Source organism: Rhizobium sp. Root1212, from assembly GCF_001424985.1.
Lineage (GTDB): Bacteria > Pseudomonadota > Alphaproteobacteria > Rhizobiales > Rhizobiaceae > Pararhizobium.
Map to the genome: position 1 here is coordinate 674091 of NZ_LMDA01000001.1, position 22760 is coordinate 696850.

Annotated in this window: 14 protein-coding genes and 1 tRNA gene; 5 read left to right on the plus strand and 10 right to left on the minus strand. The window is 63.5% G+C overall.

Annotated features, from left to right (window positions below; all coding sequences use genetic code 11):
- Window positions 1–61: 61 nt before the first annotated feature.
- Window positions 62–397 (plus strand): putative quinol monooxygenase, encoded by a 336-nt coding sequence (locus ASC86_RS03265; RefSeq protein WP_056315930.1) that lies wholly within the window; start codon window positions 62–64, stop codon window positions 395–397.
- On the plus strand, window positions 384–1265 hold the full coding sequence (locus ASC86_RS03270; protein ID WP_056315933.1) for a LysR family transcriptional regulator: 882 nt from the start codon (window positions 384–386) through the stop codon (window positions 1263–1265). Before ASC86_RS03265 ends, ASC86_RS03270 begins: the two co-directional genes overlap by 14 nt.
- A gap of 2 nt (window positions 1266–1267) precedes the next feature.
- Here the strand turns inward: ASC86_RS03270 and bcsN are convergent, their stop codons facing one another.
- The 6 genes from bcsN to ASC86_RS03300 form a co-directional block, all read right to left on the minus strand.
- Window positions 1268–2176 carry a cellulose biosynthesis protein BcsN gene (gene bcsN / locus ASC86_RS03275; protein WP_156386882.1) on the minus strand — a complete coding sequence of 303 codons (909 nt, stop codon included), beginning with the start codon at window positions 2174–2176 and terminating at the stop codon, window positions 1268–1270.
- The gene (locus ASC86_RS03280) at window positions 2173–4269 is read right to left on the minus strand and encodes a hypothetical protein (protein WP_056315940.1); all 2097 of its coding nucleotides are present in this window, start codon (window positions 4267–4269) and stop codon (window positions 2173–2175) included. Before ASC86_RS03280 ends, bcsN begins: the two co-directional genes overlap by 4 nt.
- Window positions 4262–6577: a cellulose biosynthesis cyclic di-GMP-binding regulatory protein BcsB gene (locus tag ASC86_RS03285; protein ID WP_056315943.1), complete on the minus strand. Its 2316-nt coding sequence runs from the start codon at window positions 6575–6577 to the stop codon at window positions 4262–4264. The genes ASC86_RS03280 and ASC86_RS03285 overlap by 8 nt, the downstream gene beginning before the upstream one ends.
- Window positions 6570–8828: a UDP-forming cellulose synthase catalytic subunit gene (gene bcsA / locus ASC86_RS03290; protein WP_156386883.1), complete on the minus strand. Its 2259-nt coding sequence runs from the start codon at window positions 8826–8828 to the stop codon at window positions 6570–6572. The genes ASC86_RS03285 and bcsA overlap by 8 nt, the downstream gene beginning before the upstream one ends.
- A gap of 261 nt (window positions 8829–9089) precedes the next feature.
- Window positions 9090–9166 (minus strand) — tRNA-His (locus ASC86_RS03295).
- Between the two features lie 175 nt (window positions 9167–9341).
- Window positions 9342–9788 carry a phasin gene (locus ASC86_RS03300; RefSeq protein WP_056315947.1) on the minus strand — a complete coding sequence of 149 codons (447 nt, stop codon included), beginning with the start codon at window positions 9786–9788 and terminating at the stop codon, window positions 9342–9344.
- A gap of 243 nt (window positions 9789–10031) precedes the next feature.
- On the opposite strand from ASC86_RS03300, the gene ASC86_RS03305 reads away from it, so the two are divergent.
- Together ASC86_RS03305 and ASC86_RS03310 are read left to right on the plus strand one after the other, a co-directional pair.
- Window positions 10032–13706: a PAS domain-containing sensor histidine kinase gene (locus tag ASC86_RS03305; RefSeq protein ID WP_056315951.1), complete on the plus strand. Its 3675-nt coding sequence runs from the start codon at window positions 10032–10034 to the stop codon at window positions 13704–13706.
- A gap of 344 nt (window positions 13707–14050) precedes the next feature.
- Complete coding sequence (locus ASC86_RS03310; protein ID WP_082509904.1) at window positions 14051–15649, plus strand: iron ABC transporter permease; 1599 nt, start codon at window positions 14051–14053, stop codon at window positions 15647–15649.
- 281 nt (window positions 15650–15930) lie between these two features.
- Here the strand turns inward: ASC86_RS03310 and ASC86_RS03315 are convergent, their stop codons facing one another.
- Entirely contained in the window at window positions 15931–17883 is a 1953-nt protein-coding gene (locus tag ASC86_RS03315) for an acetoacetate--CoA ligase (RefSeq protein WP_056315957.1), read from the minus strand.
- Window positions 17884–18054: 171 nt separating this feature from the next.
- On the opposite strand from ASC86_RS03315, the gene ASC86_RS03320 reads away from it, so the two are divergent.
- A complete protein-coding gene (locus tag ASC86_RS03320) occupies window positions 18055–19860 on the plus strand; it encodes an AsmA-like C-terminal region-containing protein (protein ID WP_056315960.1) in 1806 nt (601 codons plus the stop codon).
- 1 nt (window position 19861) lies between these two features.
- On the opposite strand, the gene ASC86_RS03325 is transcribed toward ASC86_RS03320, so the two are convergent.
- The 3 genes from ASC86_RS03325 to ASC86_RS03335 are packed head-to-tail and all read right to left on the minus strand — an operon-like array spanning window position 19862 to window position 22729.
- Window positions 19862–20680, minus strand: coding sequence for an ABC transporter permease subunit (locus ASC86_RS03325; RefSeq protein ID WP_348270759.1), 819 nt, complete (start codon window positions 20678–20680; stop codon window positions 19862–19864).
- Window positions 20677–21588, minus strand: a complete 912-nt coding sequence (locus ASC86_RS03330; RefSeq protein ID WP_056315965.1) for an ABC transporter permease subunit — start codon at window positions 21586–21588, stop codon at window positions 20677–20679. The genes ASC86_RS03325 and ASC86_RS03330 overlap by 4 nt, the downstream gene beginning before the upstream one ends.
- Before the next feature lie 4 nt (window positions 21589–21592).
- Window positions 21593–22729 carry an ABC transporter ATP-binding protein gene (locus ASC86_RS03335; protein ID WP_056318189.1) on the minus strand — a complete coding sequence of 379 codons (1137 nt, stop codon included), beginning with the start codon at window positions 22727–22729 and terminating at the stop codon, window positions 21593–21595.
- Between the last annotated feature and the right edge of the window lie 31 nt (window positions 22730–22760).

Genomic DNA, 22760 nt, shown 5'->3' on the forward strand with positions numbered 1-22760 from the left:
ACAAAGCAATGGAATGGAATAAGCATCCGTTGTGCAAAAATTAAAGCAACGAGGTGCGACGATGGATGGCCGGATCGTCAGAATTGCGGAACTGGACATCGACCCGGCGCAACTGGCAGCCTATCGCAGGCTTCTTGCAGAGGAAATCGAAGCCTCGGTCGATAACGAGCCCGGCGTGCTGATGCTGCATGCGGTCTCGGAGAAGGAGCGGCCCGAGCGTATTCGTATCCTGGAAGTTTACGCGAACCGGGATGCCTACGACGCCCATCTCCAGACACCGCATTTCCTGAAATACAAGGCCGGCACGGCTGACATGGTAAAAGGCCTGAAGCTGGTGGATGCCGATCCGGTGATGATGCGCGGCAAGACTCTGGATCAAAGACATGAACTGGGATGACGTCCGCGTCTTTCTTGCCGTTGCGCGCTCGGGCCAGATACTGGCGGCTTCCAAACGCCTCGGCGTCAACCACGCAACCCTCTCGCGGCGGCTGACAGCACTGGAGGAGGCGCTGGCGACGAGGCTCTTCGTGCGCCGCACCAACGGCTGCGAGCTGACGGCGGAAGGCGAGGTCTTTCTCGGCTCGGCCGAGCGGATGGAAACGGAGATGCTGGCCGTACAGGCCAATCTCGGCCGCATCGACAGCGCCATTGCCGGCACTGTGCGGGTCGGCGCGCCGGATGGTTTCGGTGTTTCGTTTCTGGCGCCGCGCCTTGGCCGGCTCATGGAGCGCTATCCCGAGCTTCGCATTCAGCTGGTGCCCGTTCCCCGCTCCTTCTCGCTGTCGCAGCGCGAGGCCGATATCGCCATCACGCTGGAACGGCCGGAACAGGGCCGGCTCGTTTCCGCGAAGCTCACCGATTATACGCTCGGCCTCTATGCCTCGCGCCGCTATCTCGAAAACCACGGCACGCCGCTTTCCGTCGAGGACCTGAAGGCGCATCGGCGGATCGGTTATGTCGAAGACCTGATCTTCACGGCCTCGCTCAATTTCACCGGCGAGATCATGCGCAGCTGGGATGCGAGCTTCGAAATCTCAAGCGCCACCGGCCAGACCGAAGCCGTGCGCTCCGGCGCCGGCATCGGCATCCTGCATGATTATATCGCCCGGCAGACGCCGGAACTGGTGAAGGTGCTGCCCGACATCAAAATCCGCCGCGCTTACTGGACCACCTACCACGAAAGCGCCCGCGACCTCGTCCGGGTGCGCACCGTCGCCGATTTCATTCAGGAACTGGTGACGGCAGAACATGCGGTGTTTCTTTGAGGTTATTTCGTCGCGGCGATCAGCATGCCGGGGAGAGGAACCTGCGAAGCATTTTTCACCGCCTCGGCCGGTGGCTTGCCGGCCTCGCTCCCGGTGAGAGCGACCGCGTCGGCGGGCATCGGTACCTTGACGGGATTGGCAATCGCGACCGGTTTTTCTGCAGGCTGTTCGATTGCCGCAACCTCGGCGTTGACAACGGGAACCTGCTCCCTCGCAGCCACGCGCGGTGTTTCCCGATACACGGCGCGGGGACTTGCGGGTATTTCGGCGGCAAACATTTCGAGGTCGCCGATACCGGTTCCGGCGGCCATTTGCAGGTTACTGACCGTATCCGTATCGATGGCTTTCAGGCGCAGCCCTCGCATCAGGCCAACGATTTTTTCCTCGGAACTGGCGGTGCTGCAATAGCGCAGACGGATCGCCACCGCCCGCTCGTCGCTCGAGAAGGACGGTTTTTCCCGTTGCGGTGTGACCTGCCACGCGTAAAGGCAGCTGCCCCCTCCCGGCAAAGCGCCTGTCGCATAGCCGAAGACACCGTAGGCATTTTCGCCGATAGCCGGGTTGATGGCCATGCGCACGCCCGGCAGGGCCTTGCGCATGTCCGCCATCACCATTTCGCGTGAAGGCGCGCGGCGTGCCTTGCCGCCCACGGAGACAGTCAACAGGTTTTCGCCGGGGATGGTCGTGGCGTTGGGATAGACGATAAGCTGTTCGGCCTTGTCACCCTGCACGGCTTGGCGCACCGACGCGGCGCCGCCGGCAACCGGCAGCGAGGCGAGCGCCGTATCCTTCGACGCCGAGGTCGATAGCGTGGGACCGCCGGTTTTGGCGTGGCTGGCGTTCAGGAAGGGATCATCGACGCTGGTGCAGCCCGAAAGGAGCATTGTCAGCAGACACAGATATTTCCTCACTGGCGACCTCCCATGTCGCTGGTCACGGCAAGTCCGCGGGCAACGCCGGCATCGGCCATATGTTCGCTCAGGCGGCGGAAGACCTGATTGGCGACGCCGCGGTTTCCGAGGTGGTAATAGGCCCAGCCGCGCAACTGGCTGAGATCGGCCGGCTCGGCGATTAGGCTGGCGCGGGCGTTCAGCGCATCGAGCGTCTTTTGATATTGCTTGCTGTCGAAGGCGGCGCGAGCGCGCTGGACGTAGATTTCGGCCCGGATTTCGCGATCGCGGGACGGCGTCATGGCATAGGTGTTCAGGATCGCTTCAGCGTCGTCGGTGAGCTTGGCGCGCAGCAGGGTCAGTGCCGTGCCATAGGCGGCATCGGCCTCGGCCTTGCCGCCGCTCTTCAGGGCGATGGCGAAGGTGGCGCGGGCTTCACTAAGGCGGTCAAGGCTCAGGTAACACCAGCCGCCGATCAGGGCGGCATCCGTGGAAAGCTGGCCGCGGGCTCGCAGGTTCATGATGTCTGCCACGCAGTCGCCATAGCGCTTGGCCTGGAAATTTCGCAGATAATTGGCCTGGATGATCGCCCGCGGGCGTGTCACGTCGGCGGCCTGGCGGCCCTTCGGCGGAGACGCCGTTTTGATCCCCGCCCAGATGTCGGGATAGGCGGCGGCGTATTTTTCCTCTAGCGCGGCATAGTCCTTCTTATCGGCGAGACGGAGATAGGAAAGCGCCAGCCCCTTCACCCGCGCAGCCGCCGGCTTCCAGTCCAGCGACTTCTGGAACCACGCGGCGGATGCCTCGTATTGCTTGGAATTATAGGCATACCAGGCGAGAATTTCGGCGTGGTCGGCATTCAGCGTCTGCAGGATCGTCGTCGAATAGGAGGCGACGATCTTTTCGTCGATGGCGGCGCTGTCCGGCTTGGCGAAGCGCAGCGACAGGGCGTTCATCAGGAATTCGGGATCGCCCGAGAGATCCTGCAAATGATCGGCGGCGACCTTATAGGCTTCCTCTTCCAGATTCTGCGCGGCGAGGCTCAAGTAAAGCCCCTTGGCATTTTCGGCATCGGCCTTGTCGTCGAGCGCCTTCTGGAACCAGTCGGCGGCGGCGGCCGGCTGTTTGATTTTCAGGTAATACCAGCCGAGCAACGCCATATCCTCGTTCCGCGGGGTCTGTTCCGCCGCGTCTTCAAGCGGCGTGATCACCGCATCGGAGAGCGGCTTCGTCTGCCCGGCATCGGCGTTGAAATCGGCGATCGTCTTGCGCAGCAGATCAAAGGACACCGGCTGCAAAGCGATCTGGAGCGCGGGCGTGATCGCCAGCCTGTCGATAACTGTCTTCACTTCGACAGCGGGAAAATCACGCACCGCCTTTTGCAGCGTCGTGACCAGCACGGTATCCGGCAGTTTCGGTTCGCGCAGCAGGATGCCGCGATAGGTGTCGGCGAGCGGCTTCTTCATGCCGGTCGCGGCATAGGCGTCGATCAGCGTCCAGAGAAGATCGATCTCCGTTTCGCGCGTCGGGTCGATGCCGGCACCGGCATTGATCACGCCGGTCCAGTTTTTCTCGCCGGCGGCTTCCATCATCAGCACGCGCTGTTTCTTGCGGGCCAGTTTTCCGGCGAAATCGGCTGTCGGTTCCCAGTCCGGCGTCTCGGTCTTGCGGCGGATCATCTCCGCGTCGATGCCGGTGAAATCGTCCTTCTCGTAGAGCTTCCAGAGCTGGCTTTCATCCGTGCCGCGGGCCACTTTCGGCAGGAACACGTCTTCGGGGATTTCGAAACCCGGATATTTTCGGCGAAGGCGCTCGGTTTCCGCCGTGACCCTCTCCTGCTGGCCCTCATCGGCGTAATAATAAAGGGCGGCCAGCTCGACCTCGTCCGACTTCAACGGGTCATCGGCAATGGCCGGCTCGGCGGTTGCCGGGTCGGCAATGGCCGATCCCGTCGCCGCCGTATCGATCGCTTGATCGACGAGGTGGAAGGAACCGGCGGCTTCGGTGAGAAGGGTCGCTGAATCCTCCGCGCCGGCCGCTGCCGGAACCAGCAGGCTCACGGCAGAAAGCAGGGCCAGGACATGCGCTGCCCGCAGGGTGCGGCGTCTAGTCATTGTCGGACTGCGCCCCCTTGCGCGGAATGATCCAGCCGAGCCACAGGGCAAACAGGCCCATCGCGGCGACGATCAGCAGGACGTAGAACTGGAAATTATCGGAGAACCAGGCAGCGGCGAGGCGACGCAGGTTGCCTGGGCTGCGATCGTCGATGCCGGTGACGAAGCGGCTCGCGGCTGGCAGCGCGCGGACATCGAGGCTTGCGGTTTCGATGGCGACCGAGCCGCCGTCGAGATGCTTCCACACGGCCGGATCGACGAGGCGCTGCACGCCGGCAGCGAGATCGGAGGGTGACGGCGCCCGCAACACCGTCCAGGTCGCCTCCCCTGTCGGCGACGGCCGCTGGGAAAGGGTGACGAGGTCGGACGTCGCGCCGTGGGCGGCAAAGTCATCGCGATCCTGCTGATAGTTGAGCCAACTGCCGAACCGGCCGGCCGCCCTTGCCAGCCATTCGCCGGCAAGGGTTGTGGCAGAACGCTCGCCCTCCGGTACCGCCGTCGACCGGCGGAAGGCGTCGAGCAGTTCCGAGGAATTGTCCGGCTCGTTAGCACTGCCGGTATCCGCAATCGCCGCGGTCGGCAGCGGATCGGGCGCGGTTTCATCGGCGATGAAAGCGGTCTTGCCGGCTGCACCAAGGTCGGCGAAAGCATTGTCGGTGGCAATCACCAGCGCGTTGCGCGACGGTGAGGCCTTGCCCAGCAGGATTTCCGCCGGAAGCGGGCTGCCGGCCGCGACGGCAAGTCGCGATAGCATGGTCATGGCTGCTCCGACCGATTTGCCGTCCGGCCGCTCGATGGCGATGTCAAAGGGCTTCTCACCGGCGAACGGATAAGCATTGCCCGCCAGCGCCGCGATATCCGGCAGGCGGCCGACGCGGGCGAGCGCCGGCACCGAAATCTCCGTTTTGTCGAGCAGGATGAAACGCGGCTGGTCGTCGTTACGGGCTTCGGGCGCGCAGGCCTCGTCCGCTTCGATCGGCAGTTCGGCGATCAGTTCGACCTTGTTGACACCGGGGCGGAAGGCGCGCAGCGGCAGCTCGATCAGTTTACCGTCGAATTGTTCGCCTTCCCGTCTGCGGAAGGGATAGCTGGTCACCACCCGGTCGTTGACGCGCACGAGGAATTGCGCGGTGTGTTTCAAGCCGGGGGACGTCGCGGCATGGAGTTTCAGCCCGATGGTCGCGTAATCGCCGGGGTAGAAATCAGACGGCATCACCATGTCGAAACCGGTGCGCGACAGGCGGCCGGCGAAGGCGCGGCTCTCGTAGCCGGCATCGGCAAGCCGGTAGGTGGTCGATGGGCTGATATCGATACGGCCGTGGCTGGCGGCCAGTCTCCCGCTCGCAAGGCTTGCCTTCATCGGGTCGGCTATCGCGGCCAGCAGGCGGCTTTCCATGTCCGCATGGGTGGCACCATGCAGGCTGACCACGGCACGTCCCGCTTCCCCCGCATCCGCGACCACCACGCCGTAAGGGCGGGAGCGGCTGGCCTCCGGCATCAGCAGGCGGATGCGATCGGTGAAGGCATAGAGATCGATGCCCGGCCCGGAGCCCGGCGTCTCGGCCACGGTGACGTCGAGATCGTCGCGTCCCAGAAACAAGGCGAGCGTCTGCAGCATCGGCGTTGCGTCGTTCAGGAGATCGGCGCTCAGTGCGCGCGGCACGATCAGGCGGATATCGGTGCGGCCGGCTGCGGTGCGGGCGACGGCCAGGAGATCGTCCGGCGATGTGAAGCTTTTCGCGTTCCCTGCAACAAAGCCCGTTTTGGCCGGATCGAGTTCGCTCCAAAGCTCGTAGGTCGCTTCCAGCGAGCAATCGACGCGGTGATGCTGGCGCACGCGGATATCGACCTGATTGCGGCCGGCGACGAGAAGCTGCGGCGAAAGCTTGATCTCCTGGCGCTTGAAGCCGTTCGGAGCCGCGATCCGGAAACTGCCGGCAGGCTTGCCGTTAACGGCGACATCCATGACCGAGGTATCCGGCAAAACGGAAACGGCGTTGCGATAGGCGAGCGCCAGCGTGCCGCCGGCTGCCATCTGCCGGCTGGAGAGGAAGAAGGTGAAGCGGCCGGTATCGTCTTCGCCCGAAAGCTTGAAGGCGGCTGCGGATTGCTCGAAGGGCACGAGGCCGGGCTCGCCTGCCGCCTTGGCAACGGGCACCACGGATCGCGTGGAGAGGATGCTCTCGCTTTCGCCGGGCTCTTTTCCGATGGCGATCGGTGTCTCATCCAGCAGGCTTTGCGCGCTGGCGGGAATGGCGGCGGAGAGCATCAGCGACAGGGAAAGCGCCGCGTGGAGGAACTTAGCCATAGAGGTGGACTCCCGGCTGCACCGGCGCCGCATCGTCCGTTTTGGGCGGCAGCGGCGTGATCTTGTTGTCGTTGAGCACAAGCGGCGCATCGTCGAAGGATTTGGCCATGGTTTCGCGCACGAGGCCGGCGCTGTAGCGGATGGCGCGCAGCGATTCCGTGACGCTCCAGAGCGCAAAGCGCGTGGTGCCCCAAAAGAAATTGCGGCGGATCTGGCGGCGCACGAGGCGATCCTGAAGCACGGACTGATCGGAATACATCAGCTCGGCGATGGCCATCACCGTGCGCGGCGTGCGCTCGGCATAGGCGAAGCCGGCGACCGTCGTTCCGTTGTTATGGCGGCGCGAGCGACAGAGGACGTCGAAGAGGATCGCCTGTCCGCCGCGGCGCAGTTCGACCGTGGCTCTGGTCTCGGCAGCCGGATCGAGCTTCGGCGCACCGTCGATGAACTCGACGGAGATGCCGCCGCTCGATGCATCCTGAATGATGACGGTATGAAGCTCTTCGCCGACGTGGATGAGCGCATGGCGCTTGACCGGCAGGCGCTGGTTGCGGCGCAGTTCGCGGCGCTCGGCGATCGCTCCGAGTGCGGCCCCGGCAAGACCGAGGTTGATGAGGTTCCAGGCGGCGACGATCATCAGCAGCTCGCCCGCGACCGGCTCGGTCAGCAGCCGATAGCCGGAATAGACGGCGGCGGCGAGCAGCAGGAAGAAGATCGCGAAATAGGGTGCGGCCAGCGGCGAGAGCATGCTCTTGTCCAGCGTCTGGCCCTTAGCGGTGACGTTGAAGGTCGGCTTGCGTGGATTTCTGACGACGCTGATGATGCTGCCGAACAGGAAGACGGCCTGCACATATTCATAGAGTTCGGAAATCCACGGCCAGCGGACGCGGCCGTAAAGATAGCTCTGCATGGCGAAGGAACTGATGAGATAGGTCACCGCATAGGAGGCGAACTCCAGGATATTGGCGCGGTAAATTTCCAGCGAGAAGAAGATGTAGAGCAGCGGCGAAAACATGAAGGCGAGCCGCGAGATCGGGAACAGCCAGAACATGTTGATGCCGGCGTAGCAGATGCGCTGCGGGATCGTCAGGCCCTTGGCGAGGAACGGCCGTTTGAGGATGAGGATCTGCAGCATGCCCTGGCACCAGCGGGCGCGCTGGCCGATGAAGGACACGAAGGTTTCCGGCTGCAGGCCGGCGATCAGCGGCTTATCGACATAGACGCTGTGCCAGCCCTGGCAATGCAGCGAAAGGGCGGTCTCGCAATCCTCGGTGATCGACTGGCCGGAGAAACCATCGGTCGTTTCCAGCGCGGCACGGCGCAGCACGGCGGCCGAGCCGCAGAAGAACGAGGCATTCCACTTATCGAGCCCGCGCTGCAGGATCGAATAGAACATCTCGTTTTCCGACGGCATGCGCGCGAAGGTCTTCAGGTTCTTTTCCAGCGGATCGGGATTGAGGAAATAGTGGGGCGTCTGGACGAGGAACAGCTTTTCGTCTTTTGCGAAGAAGCCGACGGTCTCGCGCAGGAAATCGCGCACCGGCGCATGGTCGGCATCGAAGACGACGACGAGGTCGCCGGTCGATATCTTCAGGCCCTCGTTGAGGTTGCCGGCCTTGGCATGGTCGTTCTTCTTGCGGGCATGATAGGTCACGCCCATGGCGGCGCAGAGCGCCTTCAGCTGTTCATGGCGGCGAAGGGCGGCGACGGAGATACGCGGGTCCTTGTGGCTGCGCTTGGCCTCGGTGCCGCCGTCGTCCAGCAGGAAGATGTTGAGCTTGTCCTTGGGATAGGCCATCGACTTGGCGGCGGCAAGCGTCATGGCCAGCAGCTCGGCATCCTCGTTGTAGCTCGGGATGAAGACGTCGACGGTCGGGAGATCGGCGGTCTCGCCCATGTCCGGCGTCGTGCGCTTTACCGGCGCGACGACCATGAAGAAGCTGATCGCCAGCATCGCCAGGCAATACATTTCGGCGATATACAGCAGAAAGCCGGGGATGAAGTTGAGCGGCTCGGAGATATCCGGCAACGTTTCCGTGGTGCGCCAGAAACCGTATCGCAGCGCGATGATACCGGCGAAAACGAGGGTGACAACGCGGAAGACGGGGCTTTCGGGCCGGGTCATGCCGAGGAACATGACGCCCAGTGCCGCGCAGCTGAGCATGAGCTGTGCCTGCAGGCTCATCGGCAGCAAAATAAGCAGCAAGCCGAGCGCTCCGGCGGGAACCGCCAGAAATTTCATGCACCTCATGTGCCCTGTACCCCATCGTCATTTCAGGCGGCGCTTCATGCGAGCCGGTTCTGCATCGAACAGCTCGACCCTATGGGGCAAGGGTCAACAGATTCCTAATGGCGGCGGGTCTGTGCGGAAAGCGCACAGGACGCGGTAAATATTTGGTTTACAAACCACTTCAAGATCTTGGGGTATGCGGAAACGGGCGACGCCCTAGTGTGCGATGGGAAACGGACCATGATTTCCCATGGGGAAAGAAAAGAATTTCCAGGGAGAGAATGGTACGGTTGGGGGGTCTCGAACCTCCGACCTCAGGTGCCACAAACCTGCGCTCTAACCAACTGAGCTACAACCGCACAATAAGAAAGCGTCGTCGCGCTTTCGGGGGTCAAATACGGGCAGTCCGGATTTTTTGCAAGCCTTAACTTGCATCGGGCCACGAAAAAACAACGCTGCGCCAACCTTCTCCACAAACGGCAAAGGCCGCCGCTGGGAAGCGGCGGCCTTTGTATTGCCTTGGGAGGCGAAGAATTACTTCTTGAAGGTCGACATCGCCTTTTCGGCGGCAGCCTTGCCAGGCTTGACAACGTCTTCGGCAACCTTGCGGGTGGCTTCCTGCATCGCCTTGGCCTGCTCCATGGCCAGCTCGGCCTGCTTGCGGATGAAGGCGGTCTGCAGTTCGAACAGTTCGGAGAGCGACTTGACGCCGAGCAGGGCTTCCATGTGCGACAGCGAGCTTTCGGCATTGGTGCGCAGCGCGTCGATCGCCTTCAGGCCGAGTTCGACCGAACCGGACTGCGCGGTTTCAAGCGTCGCTTCAACGGTCTTGGTAGCGTCTTCGGCGGCGGTCTTCATCTTGGCATAGGCTTCCTTCGACTGCGAGGCGCCCTTTTCCGCGAAATCGCGGAATGCGTCGGTTACCTTCGCCGGGTCGAAAGCGTTGAGGGAGAATGCGTCTTCGATCTTCTTCGTAGCCATGTCATGCGCTCCTTGTGCGGACCCTCGCTGGAGGCATCCTATGTAAACGATGAGTGACATATAATACAGTTCCTTGTGCATTGCAACATTTTGTGCGTTGCACAATATGCAAGGCTGCCCCGTTAACCTTGCGGGGCGAAAGCCGGGGCCATTTGCCCGGAAAGCTGGACCCTTGCGCCCCCAATCGCTATTAATAGAGTGTTAACAACCGGCCGTAGGACGGCGCCGCCGACAGGTTCGCTGATGCCCGTAAAGTCATACCCCTTTATCGATATCGCCGTTCACGAACGGGTGCGGGAGCATTTTACCCGTGGCGATGCCGCCGTGCTGTTCTCGCCGGACCTCGGCAACACCCTCTGGTCGAACGGCGAGGGCGCGACCCTCTTCGGCTTCTCCTCCGTGTATGATTTCCTCGATGCCGGGGCCGAGCGCGGCGATGTCGCCTTCCGCCAGCTGCAGGCCGCAGCGCGCCAGCTGACCCGTAGCGGCGAGCGCCGCAATTTCGTGATGCGCCTTGCCTCCGGCTTCAAGAGCGTTCCGGTCAATGCCGTGGTCGAGATGATCACCGTGCGCGCCGGCGAAACCGCGATCCTGTTTTCCGCGCCCCGCAGCGGTCGGCCGCTGACGCTTGCCGAAAGCGCCGAGCGCATGATCTCGGGGCTCGATGACGAAGACACCCATATGGCGGTGCTCGATCGCGACGGCGGCATTCTTGCCGCCTCCCCCGGCTTCGCCGGGCTGGCGATGACGCCGCAGACGCGCCAGCTGCTGGTCGCCACCGTCTCGCGCGATCGCGACTGGCTGATCAAGCGGCCGGTGCCGACCGGCAAGGGCCATCTGCCCGCCGCCATCGGCAAGCTTTCGGTCGAGCCCGCCTTGCATCTGCTCTTTGCGGTCGAAACGATCCTCGGCAATCTCGACGCGGAGGAGACGTTCGAGCCGACTGTGGACGAAGCGCTGGTGGCTGCCGCCGAAACCTTCGAGACGTCCGGTGAGGCTGCAGAACCTGAAGCGGACGAAGTGCTCACCGAAATCGTGCCGGATGTCACGACTGAAGCCGACTCGGCTTCCGTCGAGAATTCTGAACCGGAACCGCTGCTGGAATCGGAAGACGAGGCAGCGCCTCTTCCCGAGCCGGAAACGCCGGTCGAGGCTGCATTCACGGCAGAAGGTTTCGAAGATGACGTGCCGCACTATGCGGATGAAGCTCTTGCCTCCGTGCAGGACGAGGCTGGCGAAGATGTTGCCGATATCGATGCGCCCGCCGAGCCTGCGGCCGATGCCGAATCCGATCTCTCGGTGGATGAGCCTGTAACGGACATCATCGCCGACGAGCCCGTCCCTTCCGAGGTTGAAGAAACCGCAGCCGACGCCGGGCAGCCCGATGACGTCGCGGAAAACCCTGCTGTCAAGCTGGAGACCGAAGGTTTTCACTTCGATCCGCAGGGGCGTCCGGTGCGCTTCGTTTGGAAGATCGATGCGGCCGGGCGCTTCAGCGAAATCTCCGATGAATTCGCCACCGCCGTCGGCCCGCATTCGGCCGATGTCGTCGGGCGTACTTTCATCGATCTTGCCGCCCGCTACGATCTCGATCCCGACAACACCATCACCGACCTGCTGAAACGCCGCGACACCTGGTCGGGCAAGACGATATTCTGGCCGGTCGAAGGCGAAACGCTGGTGGTGCCGGTCGATCTCGCCGCGCTGCCCACCTATTCGCGCAACCGCGAATTCGACGGCTTCCGCGGCTTCGGCATCGTGCGGGTGGCCGATGCGGTGCAGGACAGCCGCGTGGTTGCTTGGGCTTCCGAACAGTCTTCGGAACAGCAGGAAACCGCGCCCGAGGTGGAAGAAGCGGTGGCAGAGGAAACGCCCCCCGCTTTCGAACCGCCGCAGCCTGCGCCGGAAGCCGATCTTTTCGCCGATCTCGAAACGCCTGCCAAGGCGGATGCGGAAGACGGCGACGATCCCTTCCGCGGCGAGCGCCCGGCCCTTTCCTTTTCCGAAACGCTGGGCCGGCGCGAAACCGACAAGGTCGTGATGCTCGACACGCATCGCAAGGGACCGACCGAAACACTAAGCCGCAACGAGCAGGCCGCCTTCCGCGAAATCGCCCGCCAGCTCGGCGGACCCTTTGACCAGCGCACGACCGAGGGCGAGGCGCCGCGCAAGGAAACAGCCGCAGAAGACCCGCTTACCGGCCTTGAAAAGCAAGTCGCCACGCCGGCTGATGACGAAGACCGTGCCGATCTCGGCGCGGCCGAAACCCTGCCGGAGGATACCACCTCCGCGCCGCAGGAACCCGCCGCCGTGGAGATGATGGAAGAGGCCGCCGCTTCCGAGCCGGAGCAGGAAGCGGACGTTTCGCCCATCCTGCCTGCCCCGGTCCTGCCGGCGCGGACGAGCGAAAGCGCATCGCTGACGCCGGAGCTGATCGACGAATTGCCGGTCGCCATGCTGATCCACAGTGGCGACGAGCTTTACCATGCCAATCCGGAATTCCTTGTCCTGACCGGCTACGGCGATCTCGACGAGCTAAAGGCCGAAGGCGGTATTGATGCGCTCTTCGCCGGTGACGAAGACGGGCTCACCGATCTGCCGGCCGGCACCGTGATGCTGCTGCGCAACGACGGCCGCATGCTGAGTGTGGCCGCACGGCTGCAATCGGTGCGCTGGCAGGACAAGAGCGCCCTGATGCTGGCGCTGGCGCCCGCCGCCAGCACGGCGATTGATGTGAAGCCGGATGTTGCAGAAGCGGCAAGCACCGAAGCCGCGGTCACCGCGCCCGAGGTCGAAGCGCTGCAGATGCAGGTCGAGGAACTGCACTCGATCCTCGAAACGGCGACCGACGGCGTCGTCGTCATCGGCACCGACAATGAAATCCGCTCGCTGAACCGCTCTGCCAGCGCCCTCTTCAACTATGACGACGGCGACATCCGCGGCAAACCCTTCGCCTCGCTCTTTGCCCATGAGAGCCAGAAGGCGGTGCTGGATTATCTCGCCGGGCTTTCCGGCCACGGCGTCGCCAGCGTGCTCAACGATGGGCGCGAGGTGATCGGCCGCGAAGCCGGTGGCGGCTTCATTCCGCTGTTCATGACCATGGGGCGGCTTTCGTCCTCCAGCGGTTACTGCGCCGTCATCCGCGACATCACCCAGTGGAAGCGGACGGAAGAGGAACTGCGCAACGCCAAGCGCGCCGCCGAAACCGCCAATGCCCACAAGACCGAGTTTCTGGCGCGCGTCAGCCATGAAATCCGCACACCGCTCAATGCCATCATCGGCTTTTCCGACATGATGGCGAGCGAGCATTTCGGACCGATCGGCACGCCGCGCTATATCGAATATGCCAGCGATATCGGCCGCTCCGGCCGCCATGTGCTCGATATCGTCAACGATCTTCTCGATATCTCCAAGATCGAGGCGGGCGAGATGGAGCTGGAATTCAGCGCCGTCGATATCAACGAGCAGGTCTCGGAGGCCGTCTCGCTGGTGCAGCCGCAGGCAAACGGGCAGCGGGTGATCATCCGCACCTCGCTTTCCGGCGCCGTGCCGCAGGTGGTGGCCGATGGCCGCTCGATCAAGCAGATGGCGCTCAACATCCTCTCGAACGCCATTCGCTTCACGCCCTCGGGCGGGCAGATCGTCGTTTCGACGGCTTACGAAGCAAACGGCAGCGTCATCCTGCGCATCCGCGACACCGGCATCGGCATGAGCCGCAGCGAACTGGAACAGGCGATGAAGCCCTTCCGCCAGGTAACGACAGGCGCGCGCAAGCGCGGCGACGGCACCGGCCTTGGCCTGCCGCTGACCAAGGCGATGGCTGAAGCCAACCGCGCCCAGTTCGCGATCAGTTCGACGCCGAACGAGGGCACGCTGGTCGAGGTCAACTTTCCGTCGCAGCGGGTGCTGGCGAATTGAGGGGAGCGGGTTGGCTCCCGCTACTGTGACTTGCCCCTCACCCTAACCCTCTCCCCGCAAGCAGGGCGAGGGGACGACTGCGGGCGCGGTATCTCCCTTATCCCCGTTTTCGGGGAGAAGGTGGCCGACAGGCCGGATGAAGGCTTTGCCGCTCCTTCCTCTCGCCAAAATCCGCCAAGGCGGATTTCTCTCCCTGCATTTATCAAGTAAATGTCGGCCGGCACGGGCGCCGCGATGCCCATGCTTCGGAGAAGACAGTGCAAACAGACGCAGCCACCACCCGCCTCCCCGCTGCCGGCAGCGCCGCCAGGGCCAACAGCCACAAGGGCCTCGCCGCCGGGGCGATGCTTGCCTCCGCCGTGGTGCTCGTGCCGATCGCGGCGATCGTCTGGCTTGCCGTCTCCGGCGGCAGCAGCGATTGGCCGCACCTGATCAGCAACGTCATTCCGCGTGCCAGCGCCCGGACGCTGGCGCTGGTGGCGATGACCGGTACCGTCACCTGCATCGTCGGCATTCTCACCGCATGGCTGGTGGCGAGCTGCGATTTTCCCGGACGGCGGCTGTTTTCCGCGGGGCTGGTGCTGCCGCTTGCCATTCCCGCCTATCTCTCGGCCTATGCCTTCGGCGAACTGTTCACCTTCACCGGGCCGATCCAGTCGCTGGTGCGCTTCCTGTTCGGCTTCAAGACCAGCAGGGATTACTGGTTTCCCGATATCCGCTCGCTCGGCGGCGCCGTGCTGGTGCTGAGTTCGGTGCTTTACCCTTATATTTACCTCGCCTGCCGCTCGATGTTCCTGATGCAGGGCCGGGCGACGGCGGATGTGGCGCGCACGCTGGGCGCAAGCCCGTTCAAGGTTTTCCTGAAAATCCAGATCCCCATGGCGCGGCCGGCGATCATGGTCGGCCTGACGCTGGTCGCCATGGAAACGTTGAACGATATCGGCGCGGTGGAATTCCTCGGCGTGCAGACGCTGACCTTCTCGATCTTCGATACCTGGCTCAACCGCGGCAGCTTGGCGGGTGCGGCGCAGATCGCGCTGATCATGCTGGTCTTCGTCGTGCTGCTGATGATGGTCGAGCGGGCCGCGCGCCGCCGGCAGCGTTTTTCCAGCCAGAAGACGACATCAGCGGTGCATGATGCCGTTAGGCTGAAACTGACCGGCTGGCGCAAATGGGCGGCGTCCATGGCTTGCGCGCTGCCGATCCTGCTCGGCTTTGCCGTGCCGTTCCTCGTGCTTGGGGATTATGCGCTGAAGCGGCTTCACCAGCTTTTCGAGCCTCGGCTCCTGAAGGCGCTTTTCAACAGCATCCTGGTTTCGGCGACGGCAGCGGCGCTGACGGTGGTGCTCGGTTTCGTGCTCGCCTATGCCGCACGCTCCAGCCGTTCGCGACTGATCACCATCGCCGGGCGGCTGTCGTCGATCGGCTACGGCGTACCGGGCACGGTGCTGGCCATCGGCGTGCTCTTTCCGCTCGCCGGCTTCGACAACGGGCTCGATGCATTTCTGCGCAAACATGCGGGCATTTCGACCGGGCTTCTTCTCTCCGGCACCGGCTTTGCCATCGTTTATGCCTGCACGGTGCGGTTCCTGACCATGGCGGAAGGCTCGATCGAGGCCGGCTTCCACAAGCTCTCGCCGCATCTCGACATGGCCGCGCGCACGCTCGGCCGCAACAGCAGCCAGACCTTGTGGAGCGTGCTGGTGCCGATGATGCGGCCGGCGGTTCTTTCCGCCGCCCTGCTTGTCTTCATCGAATCGATGAAGGAGCTTTCCGCGACGATCATGCTGCGGCCTTTCAACTTCAATACGCTGGCAACGCTGGTTTACGAGCAGGCCTCGCGGGCCAAGGTGGAGGATGCCTCCGTCGCCGCGATGATCATCGTGCTCGCCGGCATGATCCCGGTCATCTTCGTGTCGCGGTCGCTCGATCGCGGCCAGTAAAACGGCGGCGAAAAAAAAGGCAACCAAAAGGCTGCCTTTGAGAAGATAAATGCTAAACACAAGCTCGAGCAGGACGACGTCATGTCAGCGACGGCAAAAGCCGGGAGCCAGCCCTGCATCGGGCGGCCTCAAGTTGAGACCCAACATGAGGCCCATCCGTAAACAAAACCTTTCCAGACGCATCATCAATTTTAGGGATCTGGGCCACCTTTTTAAAACTGGTTAATTCGGCCGCTCCGAAAACGTTAACGGAACCGGAGCCTTGCGGCCGCTGCAGTTTTTCAATGCCGCAGTTCGGCCAGATCGGCAAAGAGATCCAGCGCCTCGGGGTTGGAGAGCGCTTCCTTGTTCTTGACCAGCCGGCCATGCACCACTTCGCGCACCGCAAGCTCGACGATCTTGCCGGATTTGGTGCGCGGAATATCCGTGACCGCGATGATCTTTGCCGGCACATGGCGCGGGGAAGCTCCGCTGCGGATCTTGGCCTTGATCTTCCTGACGAGATCGTCGGTCAACGTCTCTCCGGCCGCCAGCCGCACGAAGAGGATGACACGCACGTCGTCGTCCCAATCTTGGCCGATGCACAGCGCCTCGGCCACCTCGTCCAGTTGCTCGACCTGATTGTAGATTTCCGCCGTGCCGATCCGCACGCCGCCGGGATTGAGCGTTGCATCCGAGCGGCCATGGATAATGACGCCGCCATGATCCGTCCATTCGGCGAGATCGCCGTGGCACCAGACGTTGTCGAAGCGCTCGAAATAGGCGGCGCGGTATTTCCTGTTCTCGGGGTCGTTCCAGAACATCACCGGCATCGAGGGGAAGGCTTTGGTGCAGACGAGTTCACCCTTTTCCCCGCGCACCGGCTTGCCGTCGTCGTCCCAGACATCGATGGCGAGGCCGAGGCCCGGCCCCTGGATTTCGCCGCGCCAGACCGGCTTCAGCGGATTGCCGAGCAGGAAGCAGGAGACGATATCCGTACCGCCGGCAATCGAGGCAAGCTGGACATCCGGCTTGATGCCCTCATAGACGAAACCAAAACCCTCCGGCGACAGCGGCGAGCCGGTGGATGCAAGAAGCCGGAGCGACGACAGATCATGGGTGGAAACGGGCGTGAAGCCGCCCTTGCGCACCGCATCGATATATTTGGCCGAGGTGCCGAATACCGCGAAGTTCTCATCCTGCGCATAATCGAACAGAACATTGCCGTCGGGGTGGAAGGGCGAGCCGTCATACAGGCAGAGCGTCGCGCCGGCCGCCAGGCCCGAGACCAGCCAGTTCCACATCATCCAGCCGCAGGTGGTGAAGTAGAAGAACCGGTCGCCCTCCTTCAGTCCGCAATGGAAGCGGTGTTCCTTCACGTGCTGCAGCAAGGTGCCGCCGGCGGAATGCACGATGCACTTCGGAACGCCGGTCGTGCCGGAGGAAAACAGGATGTAGAGCGGATGCGAGAACGGCATCGGCACGAAATCGACCGGCCGCGCCGCGAAGGGCGCGATGAAGGCATCGAGCGTGCGGCCATCCTGCAGCGAGGCGGCGAGCGCTTCCGTGCCGCCGACATAGGGGATGACGACGGTGGGCACACCGAGCTTTGCCGTGATCGCGGCGACCTTGGCGGAGACATCCTGCAGTTTTCCCGCATACCAGTAGCCGTCGCAGACGATAAACAGGCCGGGCTCGATCTGACCGAAACGGTCGAGTACACCCTGCTCGCCGAAATCAGGCGAACAGGACGACCAGATGGCGCCGATCGAGGCCGCGGCCAGCATGCAGGCGACGGTTTCCGGCATGTTCGGCATCATCGCCGCGATCCGGTCGCCCTTTCCGATGCCGGCGGCACGATAGGCCTGCTGTAACAGCGAAACGAGCGTGTGAAGCTCATCCCAGGACATGCGCCGCTCGACCTTGTCCTCGCCGCGGAATACCAGCGCATCGCCGGGGCCGGATAGTTTCAAGAGATTTTCTGCGAAATTCAGCGTCGCATCGGGAAAGAAGCGGGCGCCGAGCATGTCGTCGCCATCGATCAGCACGCGTTCGCCGCGCTTACCCTCGATGCCGCAGAAATCCCAGACGGCGCTCCAGAAATCGGCGCGTTCGGCCACCGACCAGTCGTGAAACGCGTCTACATCCACAAAATCCCGGCCGAAACGGTCCGAACACCAGTCGATAAACGCCTTCATCGGCGTTGCGGCCACGAATTCCTCAGAGGGAACCCAAAGGGGTTTTTCTGCCTGCATGCCTGTCCTCCACCTCAACGGGCTGCCATTGCTGCAACGCAAGATAAACAGCGCCCGGACGACCCGCCAGCCTGTATGCGACGCGGCTTCGACGCGGATTTGATTTCTTCTTCCCGAAAGCCTATCCAGTGCGCGCGCAAGCGGCGCACGGAAAGGATTGTCGGGGCGGGAATGGCGGAATTTCTTCGATCTTTTGCCCGGCGGGACAGTTGGGGGCGCCTGCTGCGCTCGCGTGGCCTCGTCTGGACCTCCGCCCTCTTTCTCGTAGCCGTCGCCCTCGTCAAGATCGTGCTGCCGTTCTTCGTTTCCGTGAGCCTCGTGAAGGAGAACATGGAGACCGCGCTTTCACGCTGGACCGGCGCGCGCGCCACCATCGAAGGCACGCCCGGCATCAGCTTCTGGCCGGGGCCGGCGCTGACGCTGGCGGATGTGCGTTTCGACACCGAAGATGGTTCCGCCCCCTTTGCGACCGCCCGCTCCATCACTGCGGATTTCGATCTCATCGCGGCGCTGAGCGGCAAGCCGGTGTTCTACGATTTCCACCTGCGCCAGCCGGTGCTGAGCATCCGCCGCGCCGTCGACGGCACGCTGAACTGGCCGGTGCCGACCTGGATGAGCAAGGCGATCCGGGATGCTGCGGCACCCGATACGGGCAGCCGACACGGCGATCCGATCGGCGATATCGTCATCGATGGGGGAACCCTCGATATTCGTGACGATGCGAGCGGCCGCACGGCGCGTATCGAGCAGATTTCGGGCACGATCGAATGGCGCACGCCCACGGCCCGCCTCAATGCCAATCTTTCGGCTGATCTCAACGGCGAGGCTATTTCCATCACTGCGATCTGCGATGCGCCGATGGCCTTCCTCTCCGGCCGGGAAAGCGGCCTGCAGCTTTCGCTGTCGGCCCAGCCTTTTCGCTTTCAGTTCGAGGGCAGAGGCGTGGGCGGGCAATATCCCTCCGCGAACGGCCAGCTTCAGGCCAGCGTGCCCTCACTGGACGCGGTCGAGCGCTGGACCGGCTTCGCCGTCGCGCCGGATGCCGCCACCGTCCCCTTGTCGATCGAGGCGAGCGTGAGCGGCACGGCCAGCAGCTTCAAGATGGACAATCTGGCGCTGGCGCTGGATGGGGCAAGCGCCAATGGCTTGCTCGATCTGTCGCTGAAGGCCGGCGTCGCCCCGAAGCTCAGCGGCACGCTCGCCTTCGACAAGCTGCGGGCGGAGCCGTTTGTGGCGCTTGCACCACTTGTTTCGCATGCCGCCGGGCATACGAGCGGCATCGATCTCGATCTCCGCGTCTCGGCGCAGACGGCAAGCTATGGTCCCCTGACACTGACGGATGTCGCGGCCGGGATCATGGCCAATGGCGAGCGGACATCGCTCGATATCGGCGACAGCGGCTATGCCGGCGGATCGCTGGACGGCCGGATTTCGCTTGAGGACGGCGGGCAAAAGGGCGGATCGGTGCAGCTTTCGCTGCGCAATGCCGATCTCGCGGCGCTTGCCGGAAATCTCGGGCTCACCGGACCGATGCTGCAGGGCGACGGCCTTCTGAGCCTCAATCTCGCGACCGCCAAGCCGCTCGATGCGATCACAGCGCGGGATGTAAGCGGCGATATCCGCTACAGCGGCGGCGGCGGGACCTTGACCCGCTTCAACACCGAAACCTTCCTGTCGCTGATCGCGCAGGGCCGTTTTTTCGACGCGGCGGAGGCGGCTGACGGTGAATTCCCGCTCCTGTCTTCCGATATCGTCGCCACGCTGGCAAACGGCGTCGCGACGCTGACCAAAGCCGAATTTCGCGGCGACCAGCAGACGCTGGTGCTGACGGGCATGATCCGCTTCCACAGCAACAGCCTGGCACTGGCCGGCTCGCTCACGACAAACGATCCGGCCCGGCCCGCCGCCCGTTTCTTCGCGGGCGGCTCGTGGCCGAATGCCGTCATCTCACCACTGGCAACCTTGCCGAGCGAGTAATCTACTGCGCGAAGGCGGCGCGCTCGTCGGCGACGCGCTGGGCTTCGCGGCGACGCGAGACCACCGAGGCGATCAGCACGCCGATGGCGACGATGCCGATCAGGATCGTGCAGATCGCGTTGATTTCCGGCGTCACGCCGAGGCGCACCTGGCTGTAAATCTTCATCGGCAGCGTGGTCGCGCCCGGACCCGAGGTGAAGCTGGAAATCACGAGATCGTCAAGCGACAGCGTCAAGGCCAGCACCCAGCCCGAGAACACCGCCGGCGCGATCACCGGCAAGGTTACCTGCAGAAAGGTCGCCACCGGCGTTGCGCCGAGGTCCATCGCCGCCTCCTCGATCGAACGATCGAAGGACAGGAGCCGCGACTGCACGACGACGGCGACGAAGCACATGGTGAAGGTGATATGGGCGAGCGTCAGCGTCCAGAAGCCGCGGTCGAAGCCGATGGCGACGAACAGCAGCAGCATGGAGAGGCCGGTGATGACCTCCGGCATGACCAGCGGCGCATAGATCATGCCGGAAAACAGCATGCGGCCGCGAAAGCGCGTATAGCGCGTCATGGCCAGCGCCGCGAGCGTGCCGAGCACGGTGGCGATCGTTGCCGAGATCAGCGCCACGCGGATCGTCACCCAGGCGGCTTCGAGCAGCGCCTGGTTATGCAGGAGTTGCACATACCAGCGCGTCGAGAACCCGGCCCAGACGGTGACCAGCTTCGATTCGTTGAACGAGAAGATCACCAGAAGCACGATCGGCAGGTAAAGGAAGGCGAAGCCGAAGATGATCGAGGCGATGTTGAAACGGGACCAGGTCGACATCAGCGGCCCTCCCCGTCAGCCTTGGATTGGGCATGCTGGAAGAACATGATCGGCACCACCAGAATGAGCAGCAGGATCGTCGCCACGGCGGCGGACACCGGCCAGTCGCGGTTGGCGTTGAACTCGTTCCACAGGGTCTTGCCGATCATCAGCGTTTCGGACCCACCGAGCAGATCGGGGATGACGAACTCGCCGACGGCCGGGATGAACACCAGCAGGCAGCCGGCGACGACGCCCGGTATCGACAGCGGGAACGTCACCCGCCAGAAGGCCGAAATCGGCGTGCAGCCGAGATCGAGGGCGGCTTCCGTCAGGCTGTTGTCCATCTTTTCCAGCGCCGAATAGAGCGGCAGCACCATGAACGGCAGGTAGGAATAGACGATACCGATATAGATCGCCCAGTTGGTGTTGAGGATGATCAGCGGTTCGCTGATCACGCCGATCGACAGCAGGAACTGGTTGAGCAGCCCTTCCGGCTTCAGAATCGCGATCCAGGCATAGACGCGGATCAGGAAGCTCGTCCAGAACGGCAGAATGACCAGCATCAGCAGCGTCGGGCGGATGCCGCTCGGGGCGCGGGCCATGCCGTAGGCGATCGGATAGGCGATCAGCAGGGTCAGGATGGTCGAGACCAGCGCGATGAACAGGCTCGACACATAGGCCTTGGCGTAGAGCGCATCTTCCGTCAGCCAGACATAGTTGTCGAAGGACAGTTCCTTGATGCCCTGCACCAGCGCCGACCAGCCGGCGCTCAGGTCGAAGACCGGCGTATAGGGCGGCATCGCCACCGCCGTCGTCGAGAGCGAGATGCGCAGAACGATGACGAAGGGAATGAGGAAGAAGAACAGCAGCCAGGCGTAAGGGATGATGATGACGAGGCGATTGAAGATGGCCGATCCGAGCTTGCTCATCGCCTCAATCCTTCAAGACCACGCCGGCATCCTCGGCAAAGGAAATCCAGACCTCCTGATCGTAGCCGATCGGGTCCTCGACCGCGCGCACGGCATTGAGCGAGGAGGCTTTGACCACCTTGCCGTCGGGCAGGCGGACGTGGAACACCGTCATGTCGCCGAGATAGCCGATATCCCAGATTTCGCCGCGGACGGCATTGGCGGAGGGCGGCGCATCGCGGCTGACCTTGATCTTTTCCGGGCGCACGGCAAAACCCGCCTTGGCGCCGGCGGCCGGCCCATCCGGAGCGACGACGCGGATCGGGAAACCGGATGCGGTTTCGATCTGCACGCGGCCATCGGCATTGGCGGACACCGTGCCGTCGAAAATGTTCACATCGCCGATGAAATCCGCAACGAAGCGGGAATTGGGGGCTTCGTAGATTTCGGCGGGGGTGGCGACCTGAACGACCTTGCCATGGGCCATGACGGCGATGCGGTCGGCCATGGTCATCGCCTCTTCCTGGTCGTGGGTGACGACGACGAAGGTGAGGCCGAGTTCCTGCTGCAGGTCCATCAGTTCGAACTGGGTTTCCTCGCGCAGCTTCTTGTCGAGCGCCCCGAGCGGCTCGTCGAGCAGCAGCACCTTCGGACGCTTGGCGAGCGAGCGGGCGAGCGCCACGCGCTGGCGCTGGCCGCCGGAAAGCTGGTGCGGCTTGCGCTTGGCGAATTTCTCGAGCTTCACCAGCTTCAGCATCTGTTCGACGCGGGCGGCGATTTCGGGCTTCGGCATGCCGTCCTGCTTCAGGCCGAAGGCGACGTTGGTCTCGACCGTCATGTGCGGGAAGAGCGCATAGGACTGGAACATCATGTTGACGGGGCGGCGATAGGGCGGAATGCCCGCCAGGTTCTGGCCGTCGAGTATGATTTCGCCCGAGGTCGGCTGCTCGAAGCCGGCGAGCATGCGCAGCAGCGTGGACTTGCCGCAGCCGGACGCGCCGAGCAACGCGAAGAACTCGCGGGTGTAGATGTTCAGCGACAGGTCGTCGACGGCGACGAAATCCCCGAACTTCTTGGTGACGTTGCGAAAGGAAATGAAAGGCTTCGACGCGGGGTCCGCCCAGGGAGCGAAGGAGCGCCGGATACTGCCGAGTGATTTCATCATCTATCCCCGAATGATGGATGCCGCGGGG